This is a genomic window from Streptomyces sp. R302, assembly GCF_012927245.1.
In the GTDB taxonomy this organism is placed as follows: Bacteria; Actinomycetota; Actinomycetes; order Streptomycetales; family Streptomycetaceae; genus Streptomyces.
Window position 1 is genome coordinate 211,950 of record NZ_JABBGE010000004.1, and the last position, 22,262, is coordinate 234,211.

Annotated in this window: 21 protein-coding genes and 2 pseudogenes; 16 read left to right on the forward strand and 7 right to left on the reverse strand. The window is 71.2% G+C overall.

All coding sequences use genetic code 11. From position 1 onward, the window contains the following. Positions 1-130: 130 nt before the first annotated feature. Entirely contained in the window at positions 131-808 is a 678-nt protein-coding gene (locus HHL19_RS13935; RefSeq protein WP_169089272.1) for a DsbA family protein, read from the forward strand. An 80-nt stretch (positions 809-888) separates the two neighbouring features. Then, entirely contained in the window at positions 889-1,173 is a 285-nt protein-coding gene (locus HHL19_RS13940) for a hypothetical protein (RefSeq protein WP_169089274.1), read from the forward strand. Positions 1,174-1,233: 60 nt separating this feature from the next. On the opposite strand, the gene HHL19_RS13945 is transcribed toward HHL19_RS13940, so the two are convergent. Continuing rightward, complete coding sequence (locus HHL19_RS13945; RefSeq protein ID WP_169089276.1) at positions 1,234-1,656, reverse strand: TIGR03618 family F420-dependent PPOX class oxidoreductase; 423 nt, start codon at positions 1,654-1,656, stop codon at positions 1,234-1,236. A 298-nt stretch (positions 1,657-1,954) separates the two neighbouring features. Here HHL19_RS13945 and HHL19_RS13950 point away from each other — a divergent pair, with 298 nt between their 5' ends. Both HHL19_RS13950 and fusA read left to right on the forward strand, forming a co-directional pair. After that, entirely contained in the window at positions 1,955-2,362 is a 408-nt protein-coding gene (locus HHL19_RS13950; protein ID WP_169089279.1) for a VOC family protein, read from the forward strand. A 270-nt stretch (positions 2,363-2,632) separates the two neighbouring features. After that, on the forward strand, positions 2,633-4,636 hold the full coding sequence (gene fusA / locus HHL19_RS13955) for an elongation factor G (protein ID WP_169089281.1): 2,004 nt from the start codon (positions 2,633-2,635) through the stop codon (positions 4,634-4,636). On the opposite strand, the gene HHL19_RS13960 is transcribed toward fusA, so the two are convergent. Further along, entirely contained in the window at positions 4,633-5,067 is a 435-nt protein-coding gene (locus HHL19_RS13960; protein WP_169089282.1) for an ATP-binding protein, read from the reverse strand. The two genes, fusA and HHL19_RS13960, sit on opposite strands and share 4 nt — an antisense overlap. A 147-nt stretch (positions 5,068-5,214) precedes the next feature. Here HHL19_RS13960 and HHL19_RS13965 point away from each other — a divergent pair, with 147 nt between their 5' ends. From HHL19_RS13965 to HHL19_RS13975, 3 genes are all read left to right on the forward strand, one after another. After that, positions 5,215-6,048: a Scr1 family TA system antitoxin-like transcriptional regulator gene (locus HHL19_RS13965; RefSeq protein ID WP_169089284.1), complete on the forward strand. Its 834-nt coding sequence runs from the start codon at positions 5,215-5,217 to the stop codon at positions 6,046-6,048. Next, entirely contained in the window at positions 6,045-6,284 is a 240-nt protein-coding gene (locus HHL19_RS13970; RefSeq protein WP_169089286.1) for a DUF397 domain-containing protein, read from the forward strand. Before HHL19_RS13965 ends, HHL19_RS13970 begins: the two co-directional genes overlap by 4 nt. A gap of 76 nt (positions 6,285-6,360) precedes the next feature. Continuing rightward, on the forward strand, positions 6,361-7,149 hold the full coding sequence (locus tag HHL19_RS13975) for an SDR family oxidoreductase (protein WP_169089288.1): 789 nt from the start codon (positions 6,361-6,363) through the stop codon (positions 7,147-7,149). Between the two features lie 4 nt (positions 7,150-7,153). On the opposite strand, the gene HHL19_RS13980 is transcribed toward HHL19_RS13975, so the two are convergent. Together HHL19_RS13980 and HHL19_RS13985 are read right to left on the reverse strand one after the other, a co-directional pair. Continuing rightward, positions 7,154-7,783 (reverse strand): class I SAM-dependent methyltransferase, encoded by a 630-nt coding sequence (locus HHL19_RS13980; RefSeq protein ID WP_169089290.1) that lies wholly within the window; start codon positions 7,781-7,783, stop codon positions 7,154-7,156. A 13-nt stretch (positions 7,784-7,796) separates the two neighbouring features. Next, entirely contained in the window at positions 7,797-8,060 is a 264-nt protein-coding gene (locus HHL19_RS13985; RefSeq protein WP_169089292.1) for a hypothetical protein, read from the reverse strand. 41 nt (positions 8,061-8,101) lie between these two features. Between HHL19_RS13985 and HHL19_RS13990 the strand changes: the two genes are divergently transcribed. The 6 genes and pseudogenes from HHL19_RS13990 to HHL19_RS14020 all read left to right on the forward strand — a co-directional run. Beyond that, entirely contained in the window at positions 8,102-8,725 is a 624-nt protein-coding gene (locus tag HHL19_RS13990; protein WP_346768338.1) for a nucleoside/nucleotide kinase family protein, read from the forward strand. A gap of 29 nt (positions 8,726-8,754) precedes the next feature. Further along, the gene (locus HHL19_RS13995; protein ID WP_169089294.1) at positions 8,755-9,855 is read left to right on the forward strand and encodes a hypothetical protein; all 1,101 of its coding nucleotides are present in this window, start codon (positions 8,755-8,757) and stop codon (positions 9,853-9,855) included. A 225-nt stretch (positions 9,856-10,080) separates the two neighbouring features. Beyond that, entirely contained in the window at positions 10,081-10,338 is a 258-nt protein-coding gene (locus HHL19_RS14005; RefSeq protein ID WP_169089296.1) for a hypothetical protein, read from the forward strand. 300 nt (positions 10,339-10,638) lie between these two features. Next, on the forward strand, positions 10,639-11,112 hold the full coding sequence (locus HHL19_RS14010) for a GNAT family N-acetyltransferase (RefSeq protein ID WP_169089298.1): 474 nt from the start codon (positions 10,639-10,641) through the stop codon (positions 11,110-11,112). A gap of 54 nt (positions 11,113-11,166) precedes the next feature. Beyond that, positions 11,167-11,514: pseudogene (locus HHL19_RS14015) on the forward strand (IS5 family transposase); the annotation flags it as partial. Positions 11,515-11,695: 181 nt separating this feature from the next. Next, positions 11,696-11,791: pseudogene (locus tag HHL19_RS14020) on the forward strand (IS5/IS1182 family transposase); the annotation flags it as partial. Between the two features lie 5 nt (positions 11,792-11,796). On the opposite strand, the gene HHL19_RS14025 reads toward HHL19_RS14020, so the two are convergent. Next, positions 11,797-15,879, reverse strand: coding sequence for an endonuclease/exonuclease/phosphatase family protein (locus HHL19_RS14025; RefSeq protein WP_240981620.1), 4,083 nt, complete (start codon positions 15,877-15,879; stop codon positions 11,797-11,799). Between the two features lie 383 nt (positions 15,880-16,262). On the opposite strand from HHL19_RS14025, the gene HHL19_RS14030 reads away from it, so the two are divergent. The 3 genes from HHL19_RS14030 to HHL19_RS14040 all read left to right on the forward strand — a co-directional run bounded on the left by HHL19_RS14030 (position 16,263) and on the right by HHL19_RS14040 (position 19,090). Then, the gene (locus HHL19_RS14030) at positions 16,263-16,787 is read left to right on the forward strand and encodes a tetratricopeptide repeat protein (protein ID WP_169089301.1); all 525 of its coding nucleotides are present in this window, start codon (positions 16,263-16,265) and stop codon (positions 16,785-16,787) included. 113 nt (positions 16,788-16,900) lie between these two features. Beyond that, entirely contained in the window at positions 16,901-17,860 is a 960-nt protein-coding gene (locus HHL19_RS14035) for a hypothetical protein (RefSeq protein WP_169089303.1), read from the forward strand. A gap of 87 nt (positions 17,861-17,947) precedes the next feature. Next, a complete protein-coding gene (locus tag HHL19_RS14040; protein ID WP_169089305.1) occupies positions 17,948-19,090 on the forward strand; it encodes an aminopeptidase P family protein in 1,143 nt (380 codons plus the stop codon). A gap of 20 nt (positions 19,091-19,110) precedes the next feature. Here the strand turns inward: HHL19_RS14040 and HHL19_RS14045 are convergent, their stop codons facing one another. Beyond that, complete coding sequence (locus HHL19_RS14045) at positions 19,111-20,346, reverse strand: serine hydrolase domain-containing protein (RefSeq protein ID WP_169089307.1); 1,236 nt, start codon at positions 20,344-20,346, stop codon at positions 19,111-19,113. 155 nt (positions 20,347-20,501) lie between these two features. Continuing rightward, positions 20,502-22,253, reverse strand: coding sequence for a malto-oligosyltrehalose trehalohydrolase (gene treZ / locus HHL19_RS14050; RefSeq protein ID WP_169089309.1), 1,752 nt, complete (start codon positions 22,251-22,253; stop codon positions 20,502-20,504). Positions 22,254-22,262: the final 9 nt, after the last annotated feature.

Consider the following 22,262-nt stretch of genomic DNA (forward strand, 5'->3'; position numbering starts at 1 on the left):
GCGCAGATCACCCACGGTGCGGGTGTGGCTGCGGAGGGTGCGGGGGGCGGCGTGGTGCGGGCGATTGGCCCAGCGGAACGTTTCGCCAATGGCCCACGCGGACGGGCCGCCTCTCGGTGAAGCTGTCACCATGACCCTCGACGCCGCACAGCGCCCCCTCGTCACTCCCTCCTCCCCCTCCTCCCCCTCCTCCTCCGTGGACACCCGCACCCGGGTCGACTTCTGGTTCGACCCCGCCTGCCCCTTCGCGTGGATCACCTCCCGCTGGCTCCTGGAGGTGGAGCGGCTCCGGGGACTCGACGTCCGCTTCCACGTGATGAGCCTGTACCTCCACAACGAGGGCAGCGAACTGCCCGACTGGTACCGGGACCTGGTCGACCGCTCGCTCGGCCCGGTGCGGGTCGCGGCCGCCGCCTCGGAACTGCGCGGCGACGGGATCCTGCGCGACCTGTACACCGCGTACGGCACCCGCATCCACCAGGACGGGAACAAGGACTTCGACCAGGTGACCGCCGAGGCCCTCGCCATGCTCGGCCTCCCCGCCGAACTGGCCGAGGCCGCGCACTCCGACGCGTACGACGAGGCCCTCCGCCGCAGCCACGACGCCGGCACGGACCCGGCCACCGGCGCCTACGTCGGCACCCCCACCCTCCACCTCGACGGCGTCCCCTTCTTCGGCCCGGTCCTGAACGCGGTCCCGCGCGGCGAGGAGGCGGCCGAACTCTTCGACGCGGTCCGCGTCCTGGCCCGCAACCCCCACTTCTTCGAGTTGAAGCGCGAGCGCACGGGCGGCCTCGACTTCGGGTGAGGGAGCCGGGAAGGAACCGCCCGCCGCGTCCGTTCCGTCATGCCGTGGAGGTTCTTCCGCATCGAGCTCCGAGGAGCTCCATGGCCGACACCGCCGACTCGCCGGCCGCCCACGCGCACCACCTGCTGGTGGCGTTGATCAGCGAGGGGCCCTCCGGGGGCGCGGCGCTCGGGCCGGACGGGGCGTGGCTCGTCGCCACGGGGCATGCGGCGCTCGGGATGCCGGAGCTCACGCAGGGGAGGGCGGACCATGCGGTGCTGCACTTCGAGGCGGCCGTGACGGCGGGGTCCAACGACTGCGTGATGCTGCACGCCGGCCCGCTGCGCCGCGCCTCCGTCCCCCGTGACCTGGGCGTCCCCTCGTAGCGGCCTCGGTCGTGACCACGGCCGGCGTGAGTCGGAGGGGGAGCCCGGGGGTGGGCTTCCTCAGTCCTGGGCGGGGACCTCCAGGGCGGTCCCGTACAGGCGCGAGACCCGGAGCAGGATGGTCACGCGCCGGTCGGGCAGCGGCTTCTCGCCGGGGGCCGCCCCGTCGGCCGGGTCCACGATCTCCGCCTCTCCCTCCGCCACGGCGAACGACCAGACGTCCGGCCCGCTGACGTGCAGCGAGGCGTGCGGGTCGCGGCGCAGCCGGCGGACCTTGAGGCGGTCGGCGGTGGAGGAGACCCGCAGGACGCGTTCCTCGGCGTCCCAGTCGTAGAGGACGGTCGACAGGTGCGGGTGGCCGGTCTTCCGGACGCTCGCGAGCACGCCGAACTGCTGCCCGCTCAGCAGCCGGGAGAGCTCCTGCTCGGTGAGGGCGCGGGGGGCCGGACCGTCGTTCCGGGTGGGGGTGGTCGGCTCGCTCACGGTGGTCGGCCTTTCGATGGTCCGGGTGGCGTCGGTGGAGACCCCGACGAAGAAGACCGTAGCAGATAGTTTTGTTGCAGACTATTTGGTTCGGCCTTTTCTCCGGTTTCCGCCCGCAAGCCCAGCGGACCCTGACATGCGCGACGGACGGCGACTCGCTCACCCCGGAGCCGGGGACCCCTGGGGGAGTCCCTCCCCCGACCCTCGTACGGACCCTCCTCGGGTCGAGGGTCGGGGCGGCCGCGACGCGGGTCCGTGCGGGTGGGTTGCTGTGCTTTCCGCGTATTACGTTGGGGTAATGCCGTCCATCGCACTCGTCACCCTCGTCGTCCGTGATTACGACGAGGCCATCGCCTTCTACACCGACGCCCTCGGCTTCGAGCTGGTCGAGGACACCGACCGGGGCAACGGCACCCGCTGGGTCGTCGTCCGCCCGGCCGGCGCCGGCGGTGTCGGCGGCCTGGGGAACGCCGGGCTGCTCCTCGCCCGGGCCAAGAACGACGAGGAGGAGGCCTCCGTCGGCAACCAGACCGGCGGCCGGGTCGGCTTCTTCCTCCACACCGACGACTTCGCCCGCGACCACGAGCGGATGGCGGCCGCCGGGGTGAAGTTCCTGGAGGAGCCCCGCCACGAGCCGTACGGCACCGTCGCCGTCTTCGAGGACCTGTACGGCAACCGCTGGGACCTCCTCCAGCCCGCCGCCTAATTCGCTGTCGCCCGGGCGGCGTTGCTCCCTAGACTCGCGGCACGGCCCGCCGCCCGGCGCGCCGTGCCGGATCATGTCGACCGAGGGGAGCCGGCCGTGCGCAGCCACCCGTCGGCGCCCCGTGCCCGCCGCTTCGACGTGATCCTCGCCTCTTCCGCCTGCCGGTGACGGCTGCGCGCCCGTCACCGCAGGACCGTGCCGTACGGACGTCTCCGTACGGACGGTGATCGCGCTGTCCTGTGATCCCGCAGCAGCGAAAGGCACGGCACCGTGCGCGCTTTCCCGAACCCCCGCGTCCGCAACCTCGGCATCCTGGCCCACGTCGACGCCGGCAAGACGACCGTCACCGAGCGGATCCTCTTCCTGACCGGCGCCGTCCACAAGCAGGGCGAGGTCCACGACGGCACCACCGTCACCGACTTCGACCCGCAGGAGCGGGAGCGCGGCATCACCATCTCCGCCGCCGCCGTCAGCTGCGCCTGGGACGGCCACCGGCTCGCCCTCATCGACACGCCCGGCCACGTCGACTTCTCCGACGAGGTCGAGCGCGCGCTCCGCGTCCTCGACGGCGCCGTCGCCGTCTTCGACGCCGTCGCGGGCGTCGAGCCGCAGAGCGAGACGGTGTGGCGCCAGGCCGACCGGCACGGCGTGCCCCGGATCGCGTTCGTCAACAAGATGGACCGGGCGGGCGCCGACCTCGACGCGGCCGTGGCCTCGATCCGCTCCCGCCTCGGCGCGGTCGCGCTCCCCGTCCAGCTGCCCATCGGCCGCGAGGACGGCTTCCGCGGCGTCGTGGACCTCGTCCGGATGAGGGCGTGCGTGTGGGACGGCGGCGGTCGCGAGGAGACCGACGTCCCGACCGGGCTCAGGGACGAGGCGGTACGCCGCCGACGCGCCCTGGAGGAGGCCGTGGCGGAGCTGCACCCGGAGGCCCTGGAGGAGTTCTGCGGGGACGGGACGCTCTCCGACGCGACCCTCGAACGCGCCCTTCGGGCCCTCACGTTGGCCGGCACGGCCGTGGTGGTGCTGTGCGGCTCGGCGTACCGCGACCGGGGAGTCGAACCCCTCCTCGACGCGGTCGTCGCCTACCTGCCCGCCCCCACCGACCGGCCCCCGGTCGGCGGCGGCGAGCGGGCGGCCGACCCGCACGCACCGCTGGTCGCGCTCGCCTTCAAGGTGAACGCCGCCCCCACCGGCCGCATGACCTACGTCAGGGTCTACGCGGGCGCCCTCGCGAAGGGAGCGACCGTGCTCGACACCGCCACCGGACGCACGGAGCGGATCTCGCGCGTGCTGCGCGTGCAGGCCGACCGCACGGCCGAGGTGTCCCTCGCCGTCGCCGGTGACATCGTCGCCGTCGTCGGCCCGAAGGCCGTCCGCGCCGGAGCCACCCTGTGCGCCCCGGACGTCCCGGTCGTCCTCGAACCGCCCGTCCCGGCCGCCCCGGTGGTCTCCATGGCCGTGGAGGCCCGCCGGAGCACCGACACCGGCCGCCTGGCCGCCGGGCTCGCCCGGCTCGCCGAGGAGGACCCGTCACTGGTGGTGCGGACCGACCCGGAGACGGGCCAGACCGTCCTCTCGGGCCTCGGCGAGCTCCACCTGGAGGTCGCGGTGGAGCGGCTGCGGCGCGACCGGGACCTGGAGGTCACCGTCGGCCGCCCGCAGGTCGCGTACCGCGAGACGGTGGTGAAGGGTGTGACGGGGCTGCTCCACCGGCACGTCAAACAGGACGGCGGCGCGGGCCAGTTCGCCCACGTCGTCATCGACGTCCAATCCCTGGAGGGGGATGAGGAGTTCGCCTTCGCGTCCGCAGTGACGGGTGGCCGCGTACCGCAGGAGTACGTCCGCGCGGTCGAGGCCGGCTGCCGTGACGCGCTCGTCGAGGGCCCCCTCGGCGGGCACCAGGTCACCGGCGTCCGCGTCACGCTCACCGACGGCGCCACGCACCCGAAGGACTCCTCGGAGCTCGCCTTCCGCACGGCGGGCCGAGCGGCCCTGCGGGAGGCGCTGCGCGCGAGCGTGATGACGGTCCTGGAGCCGGTGGCCGAAGTGACGGTCACCGTCCCCGCCGAGTCCGTCGGCGCGGTCCTCGGCGACCTCGCGTCCCGCCGGGGCCGGGTCACGGACTCCCAGGTCAGGGGCGGTACGTCGGTGGTGACGGCGACGGTCCCGCTGGCCGAGCTCTTCGGCTACGCGACCCGCCTGCGCGGCCGCACCCAGGGCCGGGGCACCTTCACCACCCGCCCGGCGGGCTACGAGCCCGCCACCGCCTAGAGGTCCAGCTCGGCCCGTACCGTCTTCCCGACCGGTACGCGGTCGAGCACCTCCCACCGCGTCGCCAGCGCCCCGACGAGCAGCAGCCCCCGCCCGCCCTCGTCCAGCGGCCCCGGCGACGCGGCGGGGCCCGGCCGCCGCTCACCCCGGGCGTCGGTGACGTCGATCCGCAGATGCAGCCCCGGCGCGTACAGGAGCCCCAACTCGCACTCGCGCCCCGCCACCCGCCCGTGCGTCACCGCGTTCGCCGCGAGCTCGGCGACCAGCAGCCCGGCCGTGTCCGACAGCTCGGAGTCGTACGCGACGCCCCACTGGTGCAGTTGATGCAGGGCCAGCCTGCGAGCGAGCCGCGCACCGCGCGGAGTGGAGCTGAAGCGTTGCGCGAACATACGTACGGTGACGGGTCGTTTGCACGCCAATGGGGTCTTCATGTGGCCAATTTCGCGCCGATCATGGCGAGTTACCAGCTACCCGACTCGTACGCTGCGCTTGTACGGGTCCACTCGCTGGACTGTACCGGTGACAGTCCGTGAACCTGGGTGTGTTCAACGCGAGCACACGGTGCGGGAGGTGGCGGGGTGGCCGACGACGTTCCCAAGGGAAGCGAACCGGAGACGTCAGAGAGTCTGAAGGCCTTCGGGGAAGTACTCAAGGCCTTCCGCAAACGGGCGGGCCTGACACAGGAGCAGTTCGCGCCGAGGGTGGGGTACTCGCTCCCCATGGTCGCCTCGATCGAACAGGGCCGGCGCGTGCCGTCGAAGAAGTTCGTGGACAAGGCGGAGGAGGTGCTGGACGCGTTCGGGGTGATCCGGGCGGCGGCGAAGCACCTGACCCGTCGGGCGGGCTTGGCGAAGTGGTTCGAGGAGTGGGCGGAGTTGGAGCCGCTGGCGGTGACCCTGTACACCTTCGAGAGTCGGCTGGTGCCGGGTCTGCTCCAGACGCCAGCCTACGCCCGGACGCTCTTCGAGAGGCAGATCCCGGCGATGGGTGACGACAAGATCGAGTCGAACCTGGTCACCCGCATGGAGCGGGCCAGCATCCTCACGGGGCACCCGGAGACGATCTACAGCTTCATCATCGAGGAGCACGCCCTGCGCCGCCAGGTGGCCGAAGCGGAGATCATGCGCAAGCAGATCGACCACATCCTCGCCCTCGGCGAGCGGCGCAACATCGACGTCCAGGTCATGTCGCAGTCGCGGGGACATCACTCGGGCCTCGACGGCCCTCTTCGGCTCCTGGAAACCCACGAGAACGCCTGGCACGCCTACTGCGAGGGACAGGAGACCGGCCAGCTGTTCTCCGAAGCCAAAGTGGTCAGCATCCTCCAGCAGCGGTATGCCAGGATGCGAGCACAGGCTCTGTCTGTAGAGGCATCCGTGGGCCTGTTGCGGGAGATCCGAGGAGCACTATGAGCACGACTGAACTGGCCTGGTTCAAGAGCAGCTACAGCAGCGGCAGCGGCGACGACTGCGTAGAAGTCGCCCTCTCCTGGCACAAGTCCAGCTACAGCGGTGGCAGCGGGGACGACTGCGTCGAGGTGGCCACCTGCCCCTCCACCGTCCACGTCCGTGACTCCAAGGTCCCGGACGGGCCGCAGTTCGCGGTGGCGTCGGGTGCCTGGACGGAGTTCGTCGCCCAGCTCGCCTGACCGCGCACGCGCACCCTCCCGAGGCCCGGTGTCGATGCCCCGACGCCGGGCTTCGCCGTGTGCCAGGATGCGTGGCATGACCAACGAACCCGCTTCCGACTACCTCTCCGGCCTCTTCTCGCTCGAAGGCCGCACCGCGCTCGTGACCGGCGGGAGTTCCGGGATCGGGCGGGCGATCGCCGGGGCGCTGGCCCGTGCCGGGGCGAGCGTGGTGGTGCTGGCGCGCAAGGAGGCGGAGCTGGCCGCGACGGTCGAGGAGCTGACGGGCGGCGGGTGCCGGGCGGCGTGGGTGAGCGCGGACCTGAGTACGCGGGAGGGGATCAAGGCGGGCGCCGACGCGGCGGCGGAGGTGTTCGGGGAGCCGGACATCCTGGTCAACTCGGCCGGGATCAACCTGCGTCCGCCCTTCGGGGAGCTGGGCGAGGACGTGTGGGACGCGACGATGACGGTGAACCTGGACGCGCCGTTCCTCCTCGGGCAGCGGTTCGGGCCCGGGATGGCGGAGCGCGGCTACGGGCGGATCATCCACGTCACGTCCCAGCAGGCGCACCGCGCGTTCGTGCAGAGCGGGGCGTACGGGGTGTCCAAGGGCGCGCTGGAGTCGCTGGCCCGTTCGCAGGCCGAGGCCTGGTCCCCGTACGGCGTCACCGCGAACACCCTGGTCCCGGGCTTCGTGATGACCCCGCTGAACGCGCGTCTCTCCTCCGACCCGGAGAAGGTCGCGGCGCTGGCCGCCCGGACGATGACCGGCCGCAACGGCCTCGCCGACGACTTCGCCGGCGCGGCCGTCTTCCTGGCGAGCCCCGCCTCCGCCTACGTCACGGGCCACTCCCTCTTCGTGGACGGCGGCTTCTCCGTCCACTGAGGGGCTACGGCCGGCGGGCCAGCAGGTGGGCGTCGAGGAAGCCGCGCTCGGAGGCCGGATCGTGGAGCAGGCGGGCGAAGGGGACGAGTCCGGCGTCCGTCAGCAGTTCGGCGAGGCGGTCCACCGGCCAGCTGTAGGCGGGCGTCACCTTGTGGTCGAACCGGACCGGCTCCGGTCCGTCGGTCCCGAAGAAGGAGACGAGGAGCAGGCCGCCGGGCGCCAGGACGCGTCGTTGCTCGGCGATCAGCGCCGGCAGCTCTGCCGGAGGGGTGTGGATCATCGAGTAGTGGGCCAGTACGCCGCCGAGCGAGCCGTCCTCGATCGGCAGGGATTCCATCCGCGCCTCCTGGAAGCGCAGTTCCGGATGGGCCCGCCTGGCGTGCTCGACCATGCCGGGGGAGAGGTCGTATCCGACGGCCTCCAGGCCCAGTTCGTGCAGCATGGCCGTCAGGTGTCCGGGTCCGCACCCGACGTCCGCCGCCCGCAGGTTGCCGGTCGCTCGGACGAGTTCGGCGAAGGTGCCGATCATGGCCCGGGCGAACGGCTGTGTCTCCAGCCTGTTCGCGAACAACGACGCGTACAGCTCGACGACTCCGTCGTAGGCCGCCTTGGTCTCGTCCTGGTGATGCGCCACAGAGTCGACCGTCCTACTCATCGGCGTAAGCGCAGGTCTGATAGTCGAGGGTCGGGTCGGGAGGACCGCAGTGCAGGATCGCGTCCACGGTCGGCCACACGGACAGCGGCACGTTGTAGCCGTAGATCATCCAGGGGTCGTCCTCGTCGGGGACGATCACCTCGCGCAGCGTGATGATCTGTTCCGCGCTGATGGGATGCTGCGTGCGCAGGAAGTCGTCCTCCTTGCTGAATCCTTCCAGGAACCAGATGGTGTTCGGCGGATGCTCGGTCGTCATGCGCCCATCATCGTGGGGAAGCCGGAGTGGTGGAGATGCACGTGCGGGATTTCGAGGGGCTGGTCGGGCGGGCGAGGGAGCTTGCCGGGGAGGGGCGGCGGCGGGTGCTGGGGATCGCCGGGCCGCCCGGGGCCGGGAAGTCGACGCTCGCCGGGCGGCTCGTGGAGCGGCTCGGCGGGCTTGCCGTGCTCGTGCCCATGGACGGGTTCCATCTCGCCGGGGCCGAGCTGGTGCGGCTCGGGCGGGCGGAGCGGAAGGGGGCGCCCGACACGTTCGACGTCGGCGGGTACGTCGCGCTGCTCGGTCGGCTGCGTGACCCCGGGCCGGGGGGTGTCGTCTACGCGCCCGCCTTCGACCGGGCCCTGGAGGAGCCGGTCGCCGGGGCGATCCCCGTACCGCCGGAGGTTCCGCTCGTCGTCACCGAAGGGAACTATCTTCTTCATGACCGTGGGGGGTGGGCCGGTGTCGGGCCGCTTCTCGACGAGGTCTGGTACGTCGATGTCCCCGACGCCGTCCGCGTGCCCCGGCTCGTCGACCGGCACGTCGCCTTCGGGCGGAGCCGGGGCGAGGCCGAGGCCTGGGTGGGGCGGTCCGACGAGGCGAACGCGCGGCTGGTCGCGCGCAACCGGAACCGGGCCGACCGCGTGGTGAAGGTGGGGCCGTGACGGCCCCGAGGAACAGAGCAGGGGGAGACGTGAGCGAAGTCCTGTACGGCGAGAAGTCGTGGAACCCGTTGGCCCGCACGGTCGAGCTGACGGAGGAGGGGCTGCGGCGCGGCGGGCGCCTCACCCCGCACGGCGAGCTGAACCTGGCCGCGACGGCGGAGGCGTACCTGCGCGGGCAGTGGCTCGGCGGGGGCGGGTCCGAGCGCTCGCTCGACCGGCTCGACGACGGGCCCGGCGTCGTCCCTGTCGTGCGCGTCACCGGTACCAGCACTCCGCTCAAGGTGCGGCGGACCGCCGCGTTCGCCCACGAGCTGGGGCGGCTCGCCGTACGGTTCTGCGGCGGGCCCGAGCGGGTCGCCGAGCTGGCCCGGCGGGCGCAGGCGGAGGGCGTACCGCTGTGGATGGCCCGCCGCACCGCGCCCGGACCGCACGGCGACGTCACCGTCGCCGTCGACCGGCGGCTCGTCCGCGTCGACGTGTGGGGCCCGTACGCCCCCGTCGTCCGCGTCCGGGCGCCGTACGGCTTCCACCCGGACGAGCCCCACCCGTCCCGCGGACTCACCCTCACCGTCGGCGACGCGCCGGCCGAGCTCCGCCTCACGCACAAGAAGCTGCGCAAGTCGAAGAGCGTGGTGGAGGCCGAGTTCGCCGGGGCCACGGCACCGATCGGGCGGCTCTGGGAGCTGCGCCGGCACGGCTCCACCAGCTCCTTGCTGCTCCGGGACGGTACCCGCGTCGCCCTCCTCGCCCGCCCGCCGCGCCGCCGGACGCCCACCGGCCCCGAGCCGCTCCTGCTGCCCCTCGCCCCGGTCGCCCACGAGACCTCCGACCCGCTGGACGCGGTCATGGCCCACGCCTTCGCCACCGCCTTCGGCCTCGGCGACACCACCGGGCTCGCCCGCTTCCCCGCCCAGTGGCGCATGCGGGAGGGGTACGAGCCCGCCGCCGTCGACGCCGACTGGCTCCGCCCCTGGTTCAGCAACCTCGGCACCTCCGGCGCCGACAACGAACCCGGCGGCGGCGACGGCTGGGGCTCCGACGGCGGCGACGCCGGGGACTCCGGCGGAGGGGACGGCGGGGGCGGGGACTCCGGCGGTGGTGACGGCGGCGGTGGCGGCGGTGGCGACTGAGCCCCGCCGGGGCCCGGGGCGCCGTCGACGATGGCGAAGTCGCCGCCGCCCCTTGAGGGTGGCCATGGCCTGTTCGCCGACACAACGGATCTTGGTGTGGGTGGTGTTGCGGCTTCAGGAGTCAAGGCGTCAGAGTCCTCTCATGGCAAGGGAGTTGAAGACATGGGACTCCGCGCATGTGATACTAGAAAAATGTTCTAGTCCCGCACTTGTGATGGGGGAGACATGGCGCAGTTCGAGTACGCGTGCGGTGAGTGCGACTACCTGACGGGCTGGAAGAGGGAGTCCGAAGCGATCGAACTCCTGGGGGCGCACTACCGCGCCGAGCACCCTGGCTGTGTGCTCGGCGGCACTGGGCGCGCCAGATACGCCTCGTCGTCGGTGGAGCCCGAGTCTTCGGGCGGCGGAGGGTTGGGCTGCGCTGCCTGGGTAGGGATCGTCATTCTTCTGGTCCTGGTCGCGGCCATGTGTGAACAGGGCTGAGCGCCTTGCGCGATGCGGCCTGGGCGTCGCCAAAGCCTCACGCCACGTTCAGGACTGGTCGATCTCCTCTGCCGGCTTCTTCAGCAGGAGCGCGATGTCCTCGGCGTCGTACCGACTGTCGTCGTCGAAGGTGAGGCCTCCCTCGCCCGACAAGCTCTTCCGTGGGGAACTCACCCAGCTGGTCCGGTCCTTGGTCCTCGACACCCGGGCGCCCCAGTAGACACCGGAAAACCATTACCCGGGCACCTGTGTGAATGGCTACGCTCGCCCCTCTCTGACCAGCACGGATGTGGGGAACGTATGACGCAGCAGTTCACCGACCGCCAGGGCCGGGCCGTGGTGCTCGAAGAGATCACGGACGACAACTGGCGCGATGTTGCCGACGTGGCACCCGCCGACGAGCAGCGCCGGTACGTGGCCGCGCTCGCGGCACGCTACCTTCTGCTCTCCCAGCGCGGCGGGGTGTGGACGTCCCTCGGCGTCCGCGCCGATCACGACATCGTGGGCCACGTCATGTGGGCGTACGACGACAAGGACGGCACCCACTGGATCGGCGGCATGATGGTGAGCGCGGCCGAACAGGGCAAGGGGGTGGGCCGTGCCACCCTGGGCGCCGTGATCGAGCACCTGTCGGCGCTGCCGGAGTGCCGGCAGATCCGTCTCTCCTGCCACCCGGACAACACCTCCGCCGGCAGCCTCTACACCTCGTTCGGCTTCCAGCCGACCGGGGGCCTCGAGGACGAGGAGATCGTGATGGCGCTTCCGGTCGGCTAGGACTTGCCCGCCCGGTCATGTGGCTATAACCGGTTCTGGTCGTTGGTTTCGAGCATGGGGCGGGAAGTACGTGGACATCTCACGGATGAGGAGTGGGAACGGCTGCGGCCGTTCCCGCCGGTCAGCACCAGGCGTTGTGGCCGGTGGTGGGACCACCGGCAGGTGAACGACGGCATCCTGCACCGCGTGCGGACGGGTGTGCAGTGGCGCGATCTTCCCGACTGGTTCGGGCCATGGAAGACGGTCTGCGAGCGACACCGGCTGTGGTCGGCCGACGGAACGTGGGAACGCCTGCTCCAGCAGGTCCAGGCCGAAGCGGACGCGGCCGGCGAGATCGACTGGGACGTCTCGGTCGACTCCACGATCGTGCGCGCCCACCAGCACGCGGCCGGCGCGCACCAACCCGCCGCCGGCTCTGGCCTCAAAGAGGGCTGGCCCCGGGGGAACACCAGGACGAGACGCCGTGGCAGAGCCTCGGCCGGTCCACCGCCACCAGATAGCGCATCAGGTCCGGCAGCCGGGCCGTCCGCCTGCGCAAGGGCTCACGCGGCGGACGGCCACCGGCCTTCGACGAGGAGCGGTACGACTACTCCGGAAACTCCGCTGCAGCACCAACCGCATCACCGACATCGTGAAGGCCGTCCTCGTCCTTCACCACGCGCCAGCGCGAGGTTGGTAAAGAGCTCACTGGGGGCGCAGTTCCTCCGGGAAAGAGCGAAGGAAGAGGGATTCCGAGGCGTCGTGACGGCTACCGTCGACTCCGTTCCCTCCGGTATATGTCTCTTTCTCCATGCCCGCCCAGTCGAGGATCGGCATTCCTCCGGAGGCCAGATGCTTGAACGCACCGGGGGGCCCGGACTGATCGGATCCGAACTGGAAGACGGTTTGTGGGTTCGAGTAGGGCTGGTAGTTCGTGTACGACCCGAACTCCTTTTCCTGTTTGGCGAGAGTGTTGCGGAAGAAGACGTTCTGCGGGCCGCTTGATCCGGACCACTTCACCGCCTTGTTCCCCGCACTCCAGTAGATGGGCCACCACGTCCCGGCGTCGCCGCCTCCGCCCTCACCGCCGCAGTTGATGGTGCAACTGCCCGATGAGTGTGCGGCTGGAACGCGAACCGCGTTGTTCTCGAAGAGGTTGCGGCGCTCCCAGCCGCCGTGCAGGTTCAGGTCGGAGTCGAAGTCGTTGCCGATCACGACGTTGTTCGAGGCCGACCACTGGAAGGTGAAATGCCGCAGGTTCCGGGTGGTGTTGAAGGCATAGAGGGAATCCCATACCCGGGAGCCCCGGAAGTACCCGTTTCCTCCCTTGCCCTTGTTCCACGATCCGTCGAAGTAGTTGTCCTGGATCTGAATGTTCTTGGCGACTTCGGTGACGACGGGGTGCGATCCGACCATCTCGCCCCGGACGCCCCGGACCCAGGAGTCGGCGGCCCACTTGAAGACGATGCCATGCATCGCGTATTCGGGGGCGATGTTTCCGTAGTTGTGGGTGGGGCAGACCGTCTCCGCTGTCGCGCACTCGCGGTCGGCCTTGTAGGTTCCCCCGCCGAGCTTCGGCATCCCGTCGAGCTTCTGGGTGAAGGAGAAGTCCTCGAAGCCCACGTCTGTGATCATCTTCAGCGGGGTGACCTTGCTGGGGTAGCGGGTCTGGCCGTCGATCGGTGCCGATCCGTCGGAAAGCGAGTCGACCGGCAGGTCGAACTCCAGTGGCTTGTCGATGGTCACGGTCCGCTGGTCGGCGTCGACCGATGAGATCCGGAAGACCTGCTGGCGCATGTGCAGGTCATCCAGATAGCCCGCGTTCGCGGTCGTGTCGATCTGCTGTTCCTGGTAGAACTTCAGGCTGTTGGCGGCGCCTACCCAGAGGTACCCGCCGGGCGTGAACGCCGACATGACGGCGGACGGGTTCAGCTGGATGGTGCGGTCACCCTGGTGTGCCGCGTAGGCGGTGTCGGCCGCCGTCCCCGCGACCGCGACGCCCGACTCCCAGTGCTGGTTGACAGAGCCCTCGAACAGGTCACGACGGTTCTCGGGCAGGTCGGAGATGTTTCCGCACATACGCTGGTGCTTGGCGGACACCTCTCGGGTCTGAACGCGGAAGAGACCCCGCCCGGGCCAGATCCATCCTCCGGTGCCTATGATCGAGCCGATCCGGCCGGCACATTCGTGGCGCATCGCCTGCTGGTCCCAGCGCTCGCCCTTGTACAGCGTGTCGTAGCGCGTGGCCTCGTCCGGGCTGAAGACGATGTGCGTACCGCGAGGGCCGTCGCCCTGCCCGCGCAGCACGAGGTAGGAGGCGTCGACGGACAGCTGCTTGCTCACCCTGAGGGTGCCGGAAGGCAACTCGATCAGGGACAGTCGGCTCCGGCTGGCGTAGGGCGAACACTTCGTGCGGATGGAGTCGATGGCCTGTTGGATGCCTGCGGTGTCGTCCGCCTCGTCGTCGCCTCGCACATGGAACGAGGACTCCATGACGAACTTGCTGATTCGGCAGTACGAGTTCCCTGAGAACCGGGTCGAGGCGTCGCTGGGCAACGGCTCGCCTCCGTGGTAGCCGGCGCGGCTCCAGTCGGGCAGGCCTTCGACCGGAGGTCGGCGGTTGCCCTTGGCGAGCGGTTGGCCGGTGTCGTTCAGATCGTCGGGGCTCGCACCGGACCGGCCCACGCATCGCGAGGTGACGGGGGCCGGTCCGAGCGCGGCGACGATCTTGTTCAGGCAGGCCGCCATGGCCTGCTGGCCGTAGTAGTTCGGGTGGATGGCCTCCTGCTTGTGCCCCTGGGCGGTCCAGCCGATGTCCTTGGTTTCCTCCGTGAGGTAGGGCACCCAGCGCACCCACTCCGCCTGGGCCGCGTCAAGGGGACGATTCAGCGAGTTGGTCGCGTCGGCCTGCTGGGCCGTCTGCGCGCACAGTTCGTGTCCGGCGAAGGCGTGCTGGAGGTCGAGGAAGGAAACCCCTGCCTGTTCGGCAGCCTCTCCGAGCATGCCGGTGATGCGGGGAACGACCGAAAGGCGCGCCCATTCACTGTCCGCGTCGAGGAAGGGGCATCCGCCCTTCGAGTAACGTCCGTACTTCTCGAAGGGGTTGGAGGAGTCTTCCGGGTAGCGGTACTGACTGGCCAGGGGCAGCGGGTTGGGGTAGCCCTGGAGCACGATCTGGTAGGTGCCGTCCGCCTGCCCGGCCGTTCTCAGCGTGGTGCGGACCGCTTCGAGGGTCCGGACGACGTTCTCCTTGGTGGAGGCCAGCTGCCCCGAGAAAGCCTCCTCCTGGGAAGCGCGGCAGCCATGGTTGTTCAGGGCCGGATACAGGTACGCCTTGGCGCAGTCGGTGAGAATCTCCGAGAAGCGCAGGTCGTTGCCGCCGATGGAGACGACGACGAGTTTGACCTCGTAGTCGCCGGCTATGTCCCGCAGTTGTTCGATCTGGGGACGCTCCCCCTTGAAGGACTGCGACAGGATATCCGCGGTCGTCGCTCCGGAGCAGGCTATGTTCTTAGGGGTGGCATCGGGGAAACGCGCCGGCTTGGCAAGCTTGATCTCGGCCGCGACAGAGCGGTGGCATGCGTTCTCCTTCTTCTCCTCGTACGACGTGTCGCCGTACACGATCTCCGTCCTGTGCTCGCAGACACTCTCGTCGGTGTTGCAGTGGGCGATCGCCCGGTCGGTTCCCCAGGATGATCCTTCGGCGTAGCTGTTGGCATTGCCGGCCCATCGACCGGCCTCACCGGAGATGTAGCTGTCTCCCATGGACACGATGGCATCGGGTTTGCACGCGTCGTCGCCCACGAGCGCCTGCGTCTGTGTCTGTGTCTGTGTCTGTGGCTGCGCCTGCGCCTGGAACGACGGTGTCTCGTAGATCGTCCTTGAGCCCCAGAACCAGGTGCAGTTCCGGACGGCGGTAGGGGCGATTTTCACGGGCCAGTGGTCGGAGCCGCCGTTCAGTGAGGAAATGGATACCGCGAGACCGGTGATCTCTTCGCTTGAGACCATGTAATCGAGGGCGTATCCACTCAGCTGAGTCGTCGCTGGAATTCCACCAGGAGTGCCGTTGGTCGTGGCGTAATAGGTGTGAACCCCTGCTCCAAGAGGGGACGAGGCAAGGTTGTTGAAATCGCCCAGAATGCGCCAGGGCTGCCCTGCCATCTCCGTCCGGACGGCTTCGACGAGGGCCTGGGAGTGAGGGTTGGATGTGACTCCGCTGCGGATCGAGGCCGCGTGAACGTTGAAGTACCAGATGCCTTCGACCTTCACGCCGATGGCGGGGCGAGATCTGATCCACTTGTTCTCGACGCCGTCCTGAGGAGTGATGACCCGAAACTCCGGAGGAATTCCATTCGACGTCGTATTTCTCACCCATATCGCCATGGATTTCTGGCTGTTCCGCTGAGTGTCCAGGTCTTCGTCGTCCGGAACGTTAGTGGTCGCTCCCCAGTCCTGCTTGTCCAGGATCTGCAGGTAGAAGAGTTCTCCCGCTTCGCGACTGGACTTTCCCCACGGACCCCGATAGACCTGGTACTTCAGGCTGGGGAGCCCGCTCCTGGTGGTGCTCGTGTCCTGGAGATTCTTATAGAAGGACTGGCCCAGGGGGAAATCCGAAGGGGGCGTCTGGACTTCCTGGAGGGCTACGACGTCAGCCTCTCGGAGCAGGTCATCCCTGATGTGGCCCCATCGGCTTCCGCCCGCCGCATTGAAAGTCACGGCTCTCGTCTGCGCCGGGACCGCTGCGGTCGCGGCCGATTTTTGCAGGAGTACGATCGACGTGGCGACCATCAGCACGCAGATCAGGTGTACTATTCCCCGGGCCCCCCGCACCCCCCGCGTCGCCGCTGGTTTCCTGGCGCTTCGACTTCTCATTCTCAACAGGGTCGACTTTCCTCTTCGTATTCTGTTCATTTCCTCCAGACGGAGGCTCCACCAGCTTTGCACCCACAGCTAACGTCGCACTAACGAAAGCTAACGCAATGAGAAGGAGGATGGTCTAAGAGGGCTTTTCATCGGACCTAATCCGACCGATCGCGGCAAGAACGGATGGACGGTCGCCATCTCCACGGCGAACAAGCCGGAGAACTTTCCCGGCTTCACGGCCATCGCCGCCGGCCTCGTCGACGACCGACGACTCACCAAGCGAAACGACGTCTGAGTAGGGTGGCCGTATGAACGACGACAGTGGGTGGGAGGGGCGGGTCGCCGCCCTCTGGGAGCGGATCGACGACCTCGGCGGCGAGGAGTTCCGGGAGCGGATCGCCGCGCTCGCCGCCGAGCGGGGCGACGAGGACGCCGCCGCCGTGTTCGAGGTCGGCGCCGCCCACGACTCCACCGGGCAGCCCGTCGAAGCCGTCCGGCACTACACGCGCGCCCTGGAACTCGGGCTGGCCGGCCTGCGGCGGCGCCGGGCCGTCATCCAGCTCGCGAGCAGCCTGCGGAACCTCGGCCGGCCCGACCGCAGCGTCGAGCTGCTCACCGAGGAGCGGGCCCTTCCCGCCGAGCGGCTCGACGCCGACGAGCTCGCCCTCGGCCCGGCCGTCGACGCCTTCCTCGCGCTCGCCCTCGCCGACACCGGCCGCGACCGGGAGGCCGCCTCGCTGGCCCTCTGCGCCCTCGCGCCCCTGCTGCCCCGCTACAACCGCTCCCTCGCCCACTACGCCCGCGACCTCCTCAAGGCCCCCTACGGCTCCTGACGGCTCGCGACGGCTCCCGACGACTTCCGGAACCGGTGAGTTCGGCGGGCGGCCGGTGACGGCCCCTCCGCACTCGCTAGGCTGAACGCAACGGCGACGGAAGGCGGGCTGGCGTGGGGTGGCTGCGCAGGAGACCGAAGCGGGACGGCGAGGACGCGCCCCGGGACCCGGAGTTCGCCTACTTCTCCGAGCGGGAGGCCGCGCTCTTCCGCGCCACCGTCCGCGAGGCCTTCGCCGAACTCGGCCTGGAGGTCACGGTCTACGCCTCCTCCGTCCAGGACGACAAGCAGCGCCGCTTCGGCCTCGGCAACCTCGCCGCCGTCTGCCACCGCGACCGCAGGGGACCCCGCGTCTGGCCCGACCTGATCCGCCGGCACGTCACCCTCGTCGTGCGGACCCTCGACGGCCCCTCGGCCCTCGACACGCTGCCGCCCGAGCAGATCCGCGCCCAGCTCTACCCCCGGGTCGTCAACGGCGAGGGCATCGACCCCGGCGCCTTCGGCTACGCCAGGACGCTCGCCCCCGGCCTCTACGAGGTCCTCGCGCTCGACCTGCCCGAGAGCGTCATGATGCTCACCGACGAGGCGCTCGACCGGCTCGGCGACCCCGCCCAGCTGCGCGCCCGCGCCCTGAAGAACCTGCGCGGGCTGCCCGTCGAGGAGCACGAGACCGTCCGGGACGCCGACGGGATGTCCTTCGAGGTCGTCGTCGGCGACTCCTTCTACACCGCGAGCCGCGTCCTCGACCTCGACGCCCTCGCCCAGCGGGTCACCGGCCTGCCCCTCGGCGAACACGGCGCCCTCGTCGCCGTGCCCTTCCGGCACCAGATCGCCTTCCACCCCATCCGGGACACCTCGATCATCCCGGCGCTCGGCGCCATGGCCTCCTTCGCCGCCTCCGAGTACGAGGACACCCCCGGCGCCATCAGCCCGTACGTCTTCTGGTGGCGGGGCGGCACGCTCACCCAGCTCAGCGAACACGACGAGGAGCACGGAGAGCTGCGGATCGTCGTCGGCGACGACTTCCAGGACCTCCTCGAACGGCTCATCGCCCAGGGCCCGGGCCCGCGCTGACGGGCCGCCGCCCGGTCGCGGCGGCCGGGACCGGCGGGGAGGATGCCGGGGGAGACCGCCCGCCCGCCGCCGAGAAGGAGAGACCCCATGCCGAGCGCCGCCCCCGCCGACGCCCCCACGCCGTTCACCGCCGACGACTACCGGGCCCGGATGGACCGCGCGGCCGCCTCCGCCGCCGACGCCGGACTCACCGGGGTGCTCGTCGCCCCCGGGCCCGACCTGGTGTACCTCACCGGCTACCAGCCGACCGCGATCACCGAGCGGCTCACCGTCCTCGTCCTCGCCGCCGGCCAGGACCCGGTGCTCGTCGTCCCCACCCTGGAGGCGCCCGACGCGGAGAAGGCCGTCGGCGCGCCCGCGCTGACCCTCCGCGACTGGACCGACGGCAAGGACCCGTACGCCGTCACCGCGCCGCTCCTCGATGTCGACGGCCGCTTCGGCGTCAGCGACAACGCCTGGGCCATGCACCTCCTCGGCCTCCAGCAGGCCCTCCCGGGCACCTCGTACGTCTCCCTCACCGAGGCGCTGCCGATGCTGCGGGCCGTGAAGGACGCCCACGAACTGGACCGGATCGCGGCCGCGGGGGCCGCCGCCGACCGGGCGTACGGGGAGATCCTCAAGGTGCGGTTCGCGGGCCGCCGCGAGACCGAGGTCGCCGCCGACCTCGCCCGGCTGCTCCTGGAGTTCGGCCACTCGCAGGTCGACTTCACCGTCGTCGGCTCGGGCCCCAACGGCGCCAACCCGCACCACGAGGCCGGCGAGCGGGTCATCGAACGCGGCGACATGGTCGTCCTCGACTTCGGCGGGCTCCAGCACGGCTACGGCTCCGACACCACCCGCACCGTCCACGTCGGCGAGCCCACCGACGAGGAGCGCCGGATCCACGACCTGGTCCGCGAGGCCCAGCAGGCCGGCTTCGAGGCCGTGAAGTCCGGCATCGCCTGCCAGGACGTCGACCGCGCCGCCCGCAAGGTCATCACCGACGCCGGCTACGGCGAGTACTTCATCCACCGCACCGGCCACGGCATCGGCGTCACCACCCACGAGCCGCCCTACATGATCGAGGGCGAGGAGCGGCCCGTCGTCCCCGGCATGTGCTTCTCCATCGAACCGGGCGTGTACCTCCCCGGCCGCTTCGGCGTCCGCATCGAGGACATCGCGACGATGACCGAGGACGGCACGGGCCGCCGCTTCAACGCCACCCCGCACGGGATGGCGATCGTCGAGTAGCGGCGGCAGGCCGGGGCGCCTCAGGACAGCGGGTCCTGCGGGGCCAGCGCGGCGGCGATCCGGCCCGCGACCACCTGGGCCATGTTTCCGTCGGCGGTCGTCGCCGTCCTCGTCGCCGAGACCGCGATCGCGAGCCGCTTCGACGGCAGGTACGCCTGGAGCGCCGCGTAGCCGGAGAAGGACGGGTTCTGGAGCAGCCAGTCGCCGGAGACGATCACCCCGAGCCCGAAGTGGCGCTCCTGGGTCTGCTTGAGGCAGATCGTGGCGGGGCAGGTCTTCGTCGGCGTGCCCAGCCCGACCGTCCCGGGGTCCACGAGAACGCGGTAGGAGCGCGGACTGATCAGCTCGCCGCTGCCGATGCCCCGCGCCGAGCGGGCCATGTCGCAGACGGTGCTGGTGATGACCGCGCCCGGGCCGGTGGTCCACGAGGGGTTCCAGAAGGTGGACTCCTCGTGGAGGCCCCGGTCCGAGGTGAAGGCGTGCAGCGCCGGGGCGGGGATCTCGGGCGTGAAGGAGTTCCGGGTCGCGTGGAGCCCCAGGGGGCCGGTCACCAGCTCCCGCACCAGGTGGTCGATGCGGGTGCCGGTGATCCGTTCCAGGGCCCGGCTCAGCAGCAGGTAGTTGGCGTGCGAGTAGCTCCAGTTGGTGCCCGGGTCGTACCAGAGGTCGTGGGAGAAGGGGAAGGCGAGGAGCTCGTCGGGCGTCCACGCCTTGAAGGGGTGCGGGGAGAGCTCGGCGGCGAACGCCGGGTCGGTGACGTAGTCGTGCAGGCCGGAGGTGTTGCTCGCCAGCATCCGCAGGGTGATCTCGCGGGCCCTCGGGACCTCCGGCAGCCAGCGCTCCACGGTGTCGTCGAGGTCGAGGCGACGCTGCTCGGCCAGCCGCAGCAGGGCCGTCCCGATGTGGGCGAAGGCCACGGAACCGGCCCGGAAGCGCATGTCCGGCTCGGCCGGGACGCCGGTCATCGACTTGCCGAGCGCTCCGGTGACGACCTCCCGCCCGTCCACCGTGACGCGCAGCAGCACCGCGTTCAGCCGCAGGTCCTTCCGGGCCTTCCGGGCGATGTCGAGGACGCGCCGGGCGTCCCCGGAGAGCGGGCCGGGCGTGCGCGCGCACGCCTCGGAGCCGTGCCGGGGAGCGGGTGCCGGGGCGGCGACGGAGGCCGACGGGAGGGCGAGTGCCAGCAGCGCGGCGCCCAGGGCCGCCGCGCGGGCACGGACGCGGGCCCGCCGGTGCGGGGGAGTGGGGGGTGTCATGCGCGCACTATGGCGGCCCGCCTCCCCCGTCCGTCCGGAACACTCCGGCCGTGCGCCCGAGTGGAGCCCTTCCGTGGCCCGAGCGGCCCAGCCGGGCCCGGGCGACCGGCGGCGCGCGGCCCGCCCCGGCAGGGCGGTCGCCGGCCCCGGGTCCGTCAGCCGTCGGCCAGGACGACCGCCGACTCGGCGGGGAGGCGCAGCAGCCCGTCCCTGCCGGGCGCCTCGACCGGCTCCCAGGCGGCCAGGACCCGGTCGCGGCCGTTGGAGCCCAGCGGGATCACGGCCGGCTCCTTGCCGAGGTTCACCGCCACCCGCACGTCACCGCGCCGGAACACCAGCCAGCGGGCCTCCTCGTCGAAGGCGGTCTTCACCCCGCCCAGGTCGGGGTCGGTGAGGTCGGGGAGGGTGCGGCGCAGGGCGATCAGCTCGCGGTGCCAGGCGAGGAGCCGGCGGTGCGGGTCGCGCTCCCGCTCCGTACGGTCGAGGACCGAGCGGTCCCGGGTCGCCGGGTCCTGCGGGTCGGGCACCTCGTCCTCGTCCCAGCCGTGCGCCGCGAACTCCCGCCGCCTGCCCCGCCGTACGGCCTCCGCGAGCTCCGGGTCCGTGTGGTCGGTGAAGTACTGCCAGGGTGTGCGGGCGCCCCACTCCTCGCCCATGAAGAGCATCGGCACCGAGGGTCCGGTGAGGACGAGGGCCGCCGCGCAGGCGAGCAGGCCGGGGGAGAGGGAGGCCGAAAGGCGGTCGCCGAGCGCCCTGTTGCCGATCTGGTCGTGGGTCTGGGCGTAGCCGAGGAAGCGGTGGGCGGGGGTGCGCTCCCGGTCGACCGGCCGCCCGTGGTGGCGGCCCCGGAAGGACGAGTACGTGCCGTCGTGGAAGAAGACCCGGGTGAGGGTCTTGGCGAGCGCGGCCATCGGGGCGCGGGCGAAGTCCGCGTAGTAGCCCTGCGATTCACCGGTCAGGGCGCAGTGCAGGGCGTGGTGGAAGTCGTCGTTCCACTGCGCGTGCAGGCCGAGGCCGCCGAGCGTGCGGGGCGTGGTGGTGCGCGGGTCGGCCAGGTCGGACTCGGCGATCAGGAAGTGCTGCCGGCCCTGCTCCTTCGCCAACTCGTCGACCGCCGCCGACAGTTCCTCCAGGAAGGTGAGGGCCCGGTCGTCGGCGAGCGCGTGCACCGCGTCGAGCCGCAGCCCGTCGATCCGGTAGTCCCGCAGCCAGGCGAGCGCGCTGCCGAGGAAGTACGCCCGCACCTCGTCGGAACCGGCCGCGTCCAGGTTCACCGCCGCGCCCCACGGCGTGTGGTGGCGGTCGGTGAAGTACGGGCCGAAGGGCGGGAGATGGTTGCCGGAGGGGCCCAGGTGGTTGTGGACCACGTCGAGCACCACGCCCATGCCGAGGCCGTGCGCGGTGTCCGTGAAGCGCTTCAGCGCCGCCGGGCCGCCGTACGGCTCGTGGACCGCCCACGGCGCCACCCCGTCGTACCCCCAGCCGTGCGTCCCGGGGAACGGGCAGAGCGGCATCAGCTCCACATGGGTGACGCCGAGCCCGGCGAGCTCCCCGAGCCGGGCGGCCGCCGCGTCGAGGGTGCCCTCGGGGGTGAAGGTGCCGACGTGGAGCTCGTACAGGACCGCGCCGCGCAGCCGCAGCCGGGGCGGCTCGTGGCGCCACGCGTGGGCCGTGTGGTCGACGACGGCGCTGAGCCCGTCCGGCCCGTCCGGCAGCCTGCGGCCGCGCGGATCGGGCAGGACGGGCCCGTCGTCCAGCCGGAAGCCGTACCGGTCGCCGTCCGAGGCCGGCACGGTGCCGGTCCACCAGCCGTCCCGCAGGGCGTCCCGCTCCAGGGGGTGCCCGGTGCCGTTCAGCTCCAGGGTCACCCGGTCACGGGCGTGCGGCGCCCACACCTCGAAGAGCACGGTGGTTCT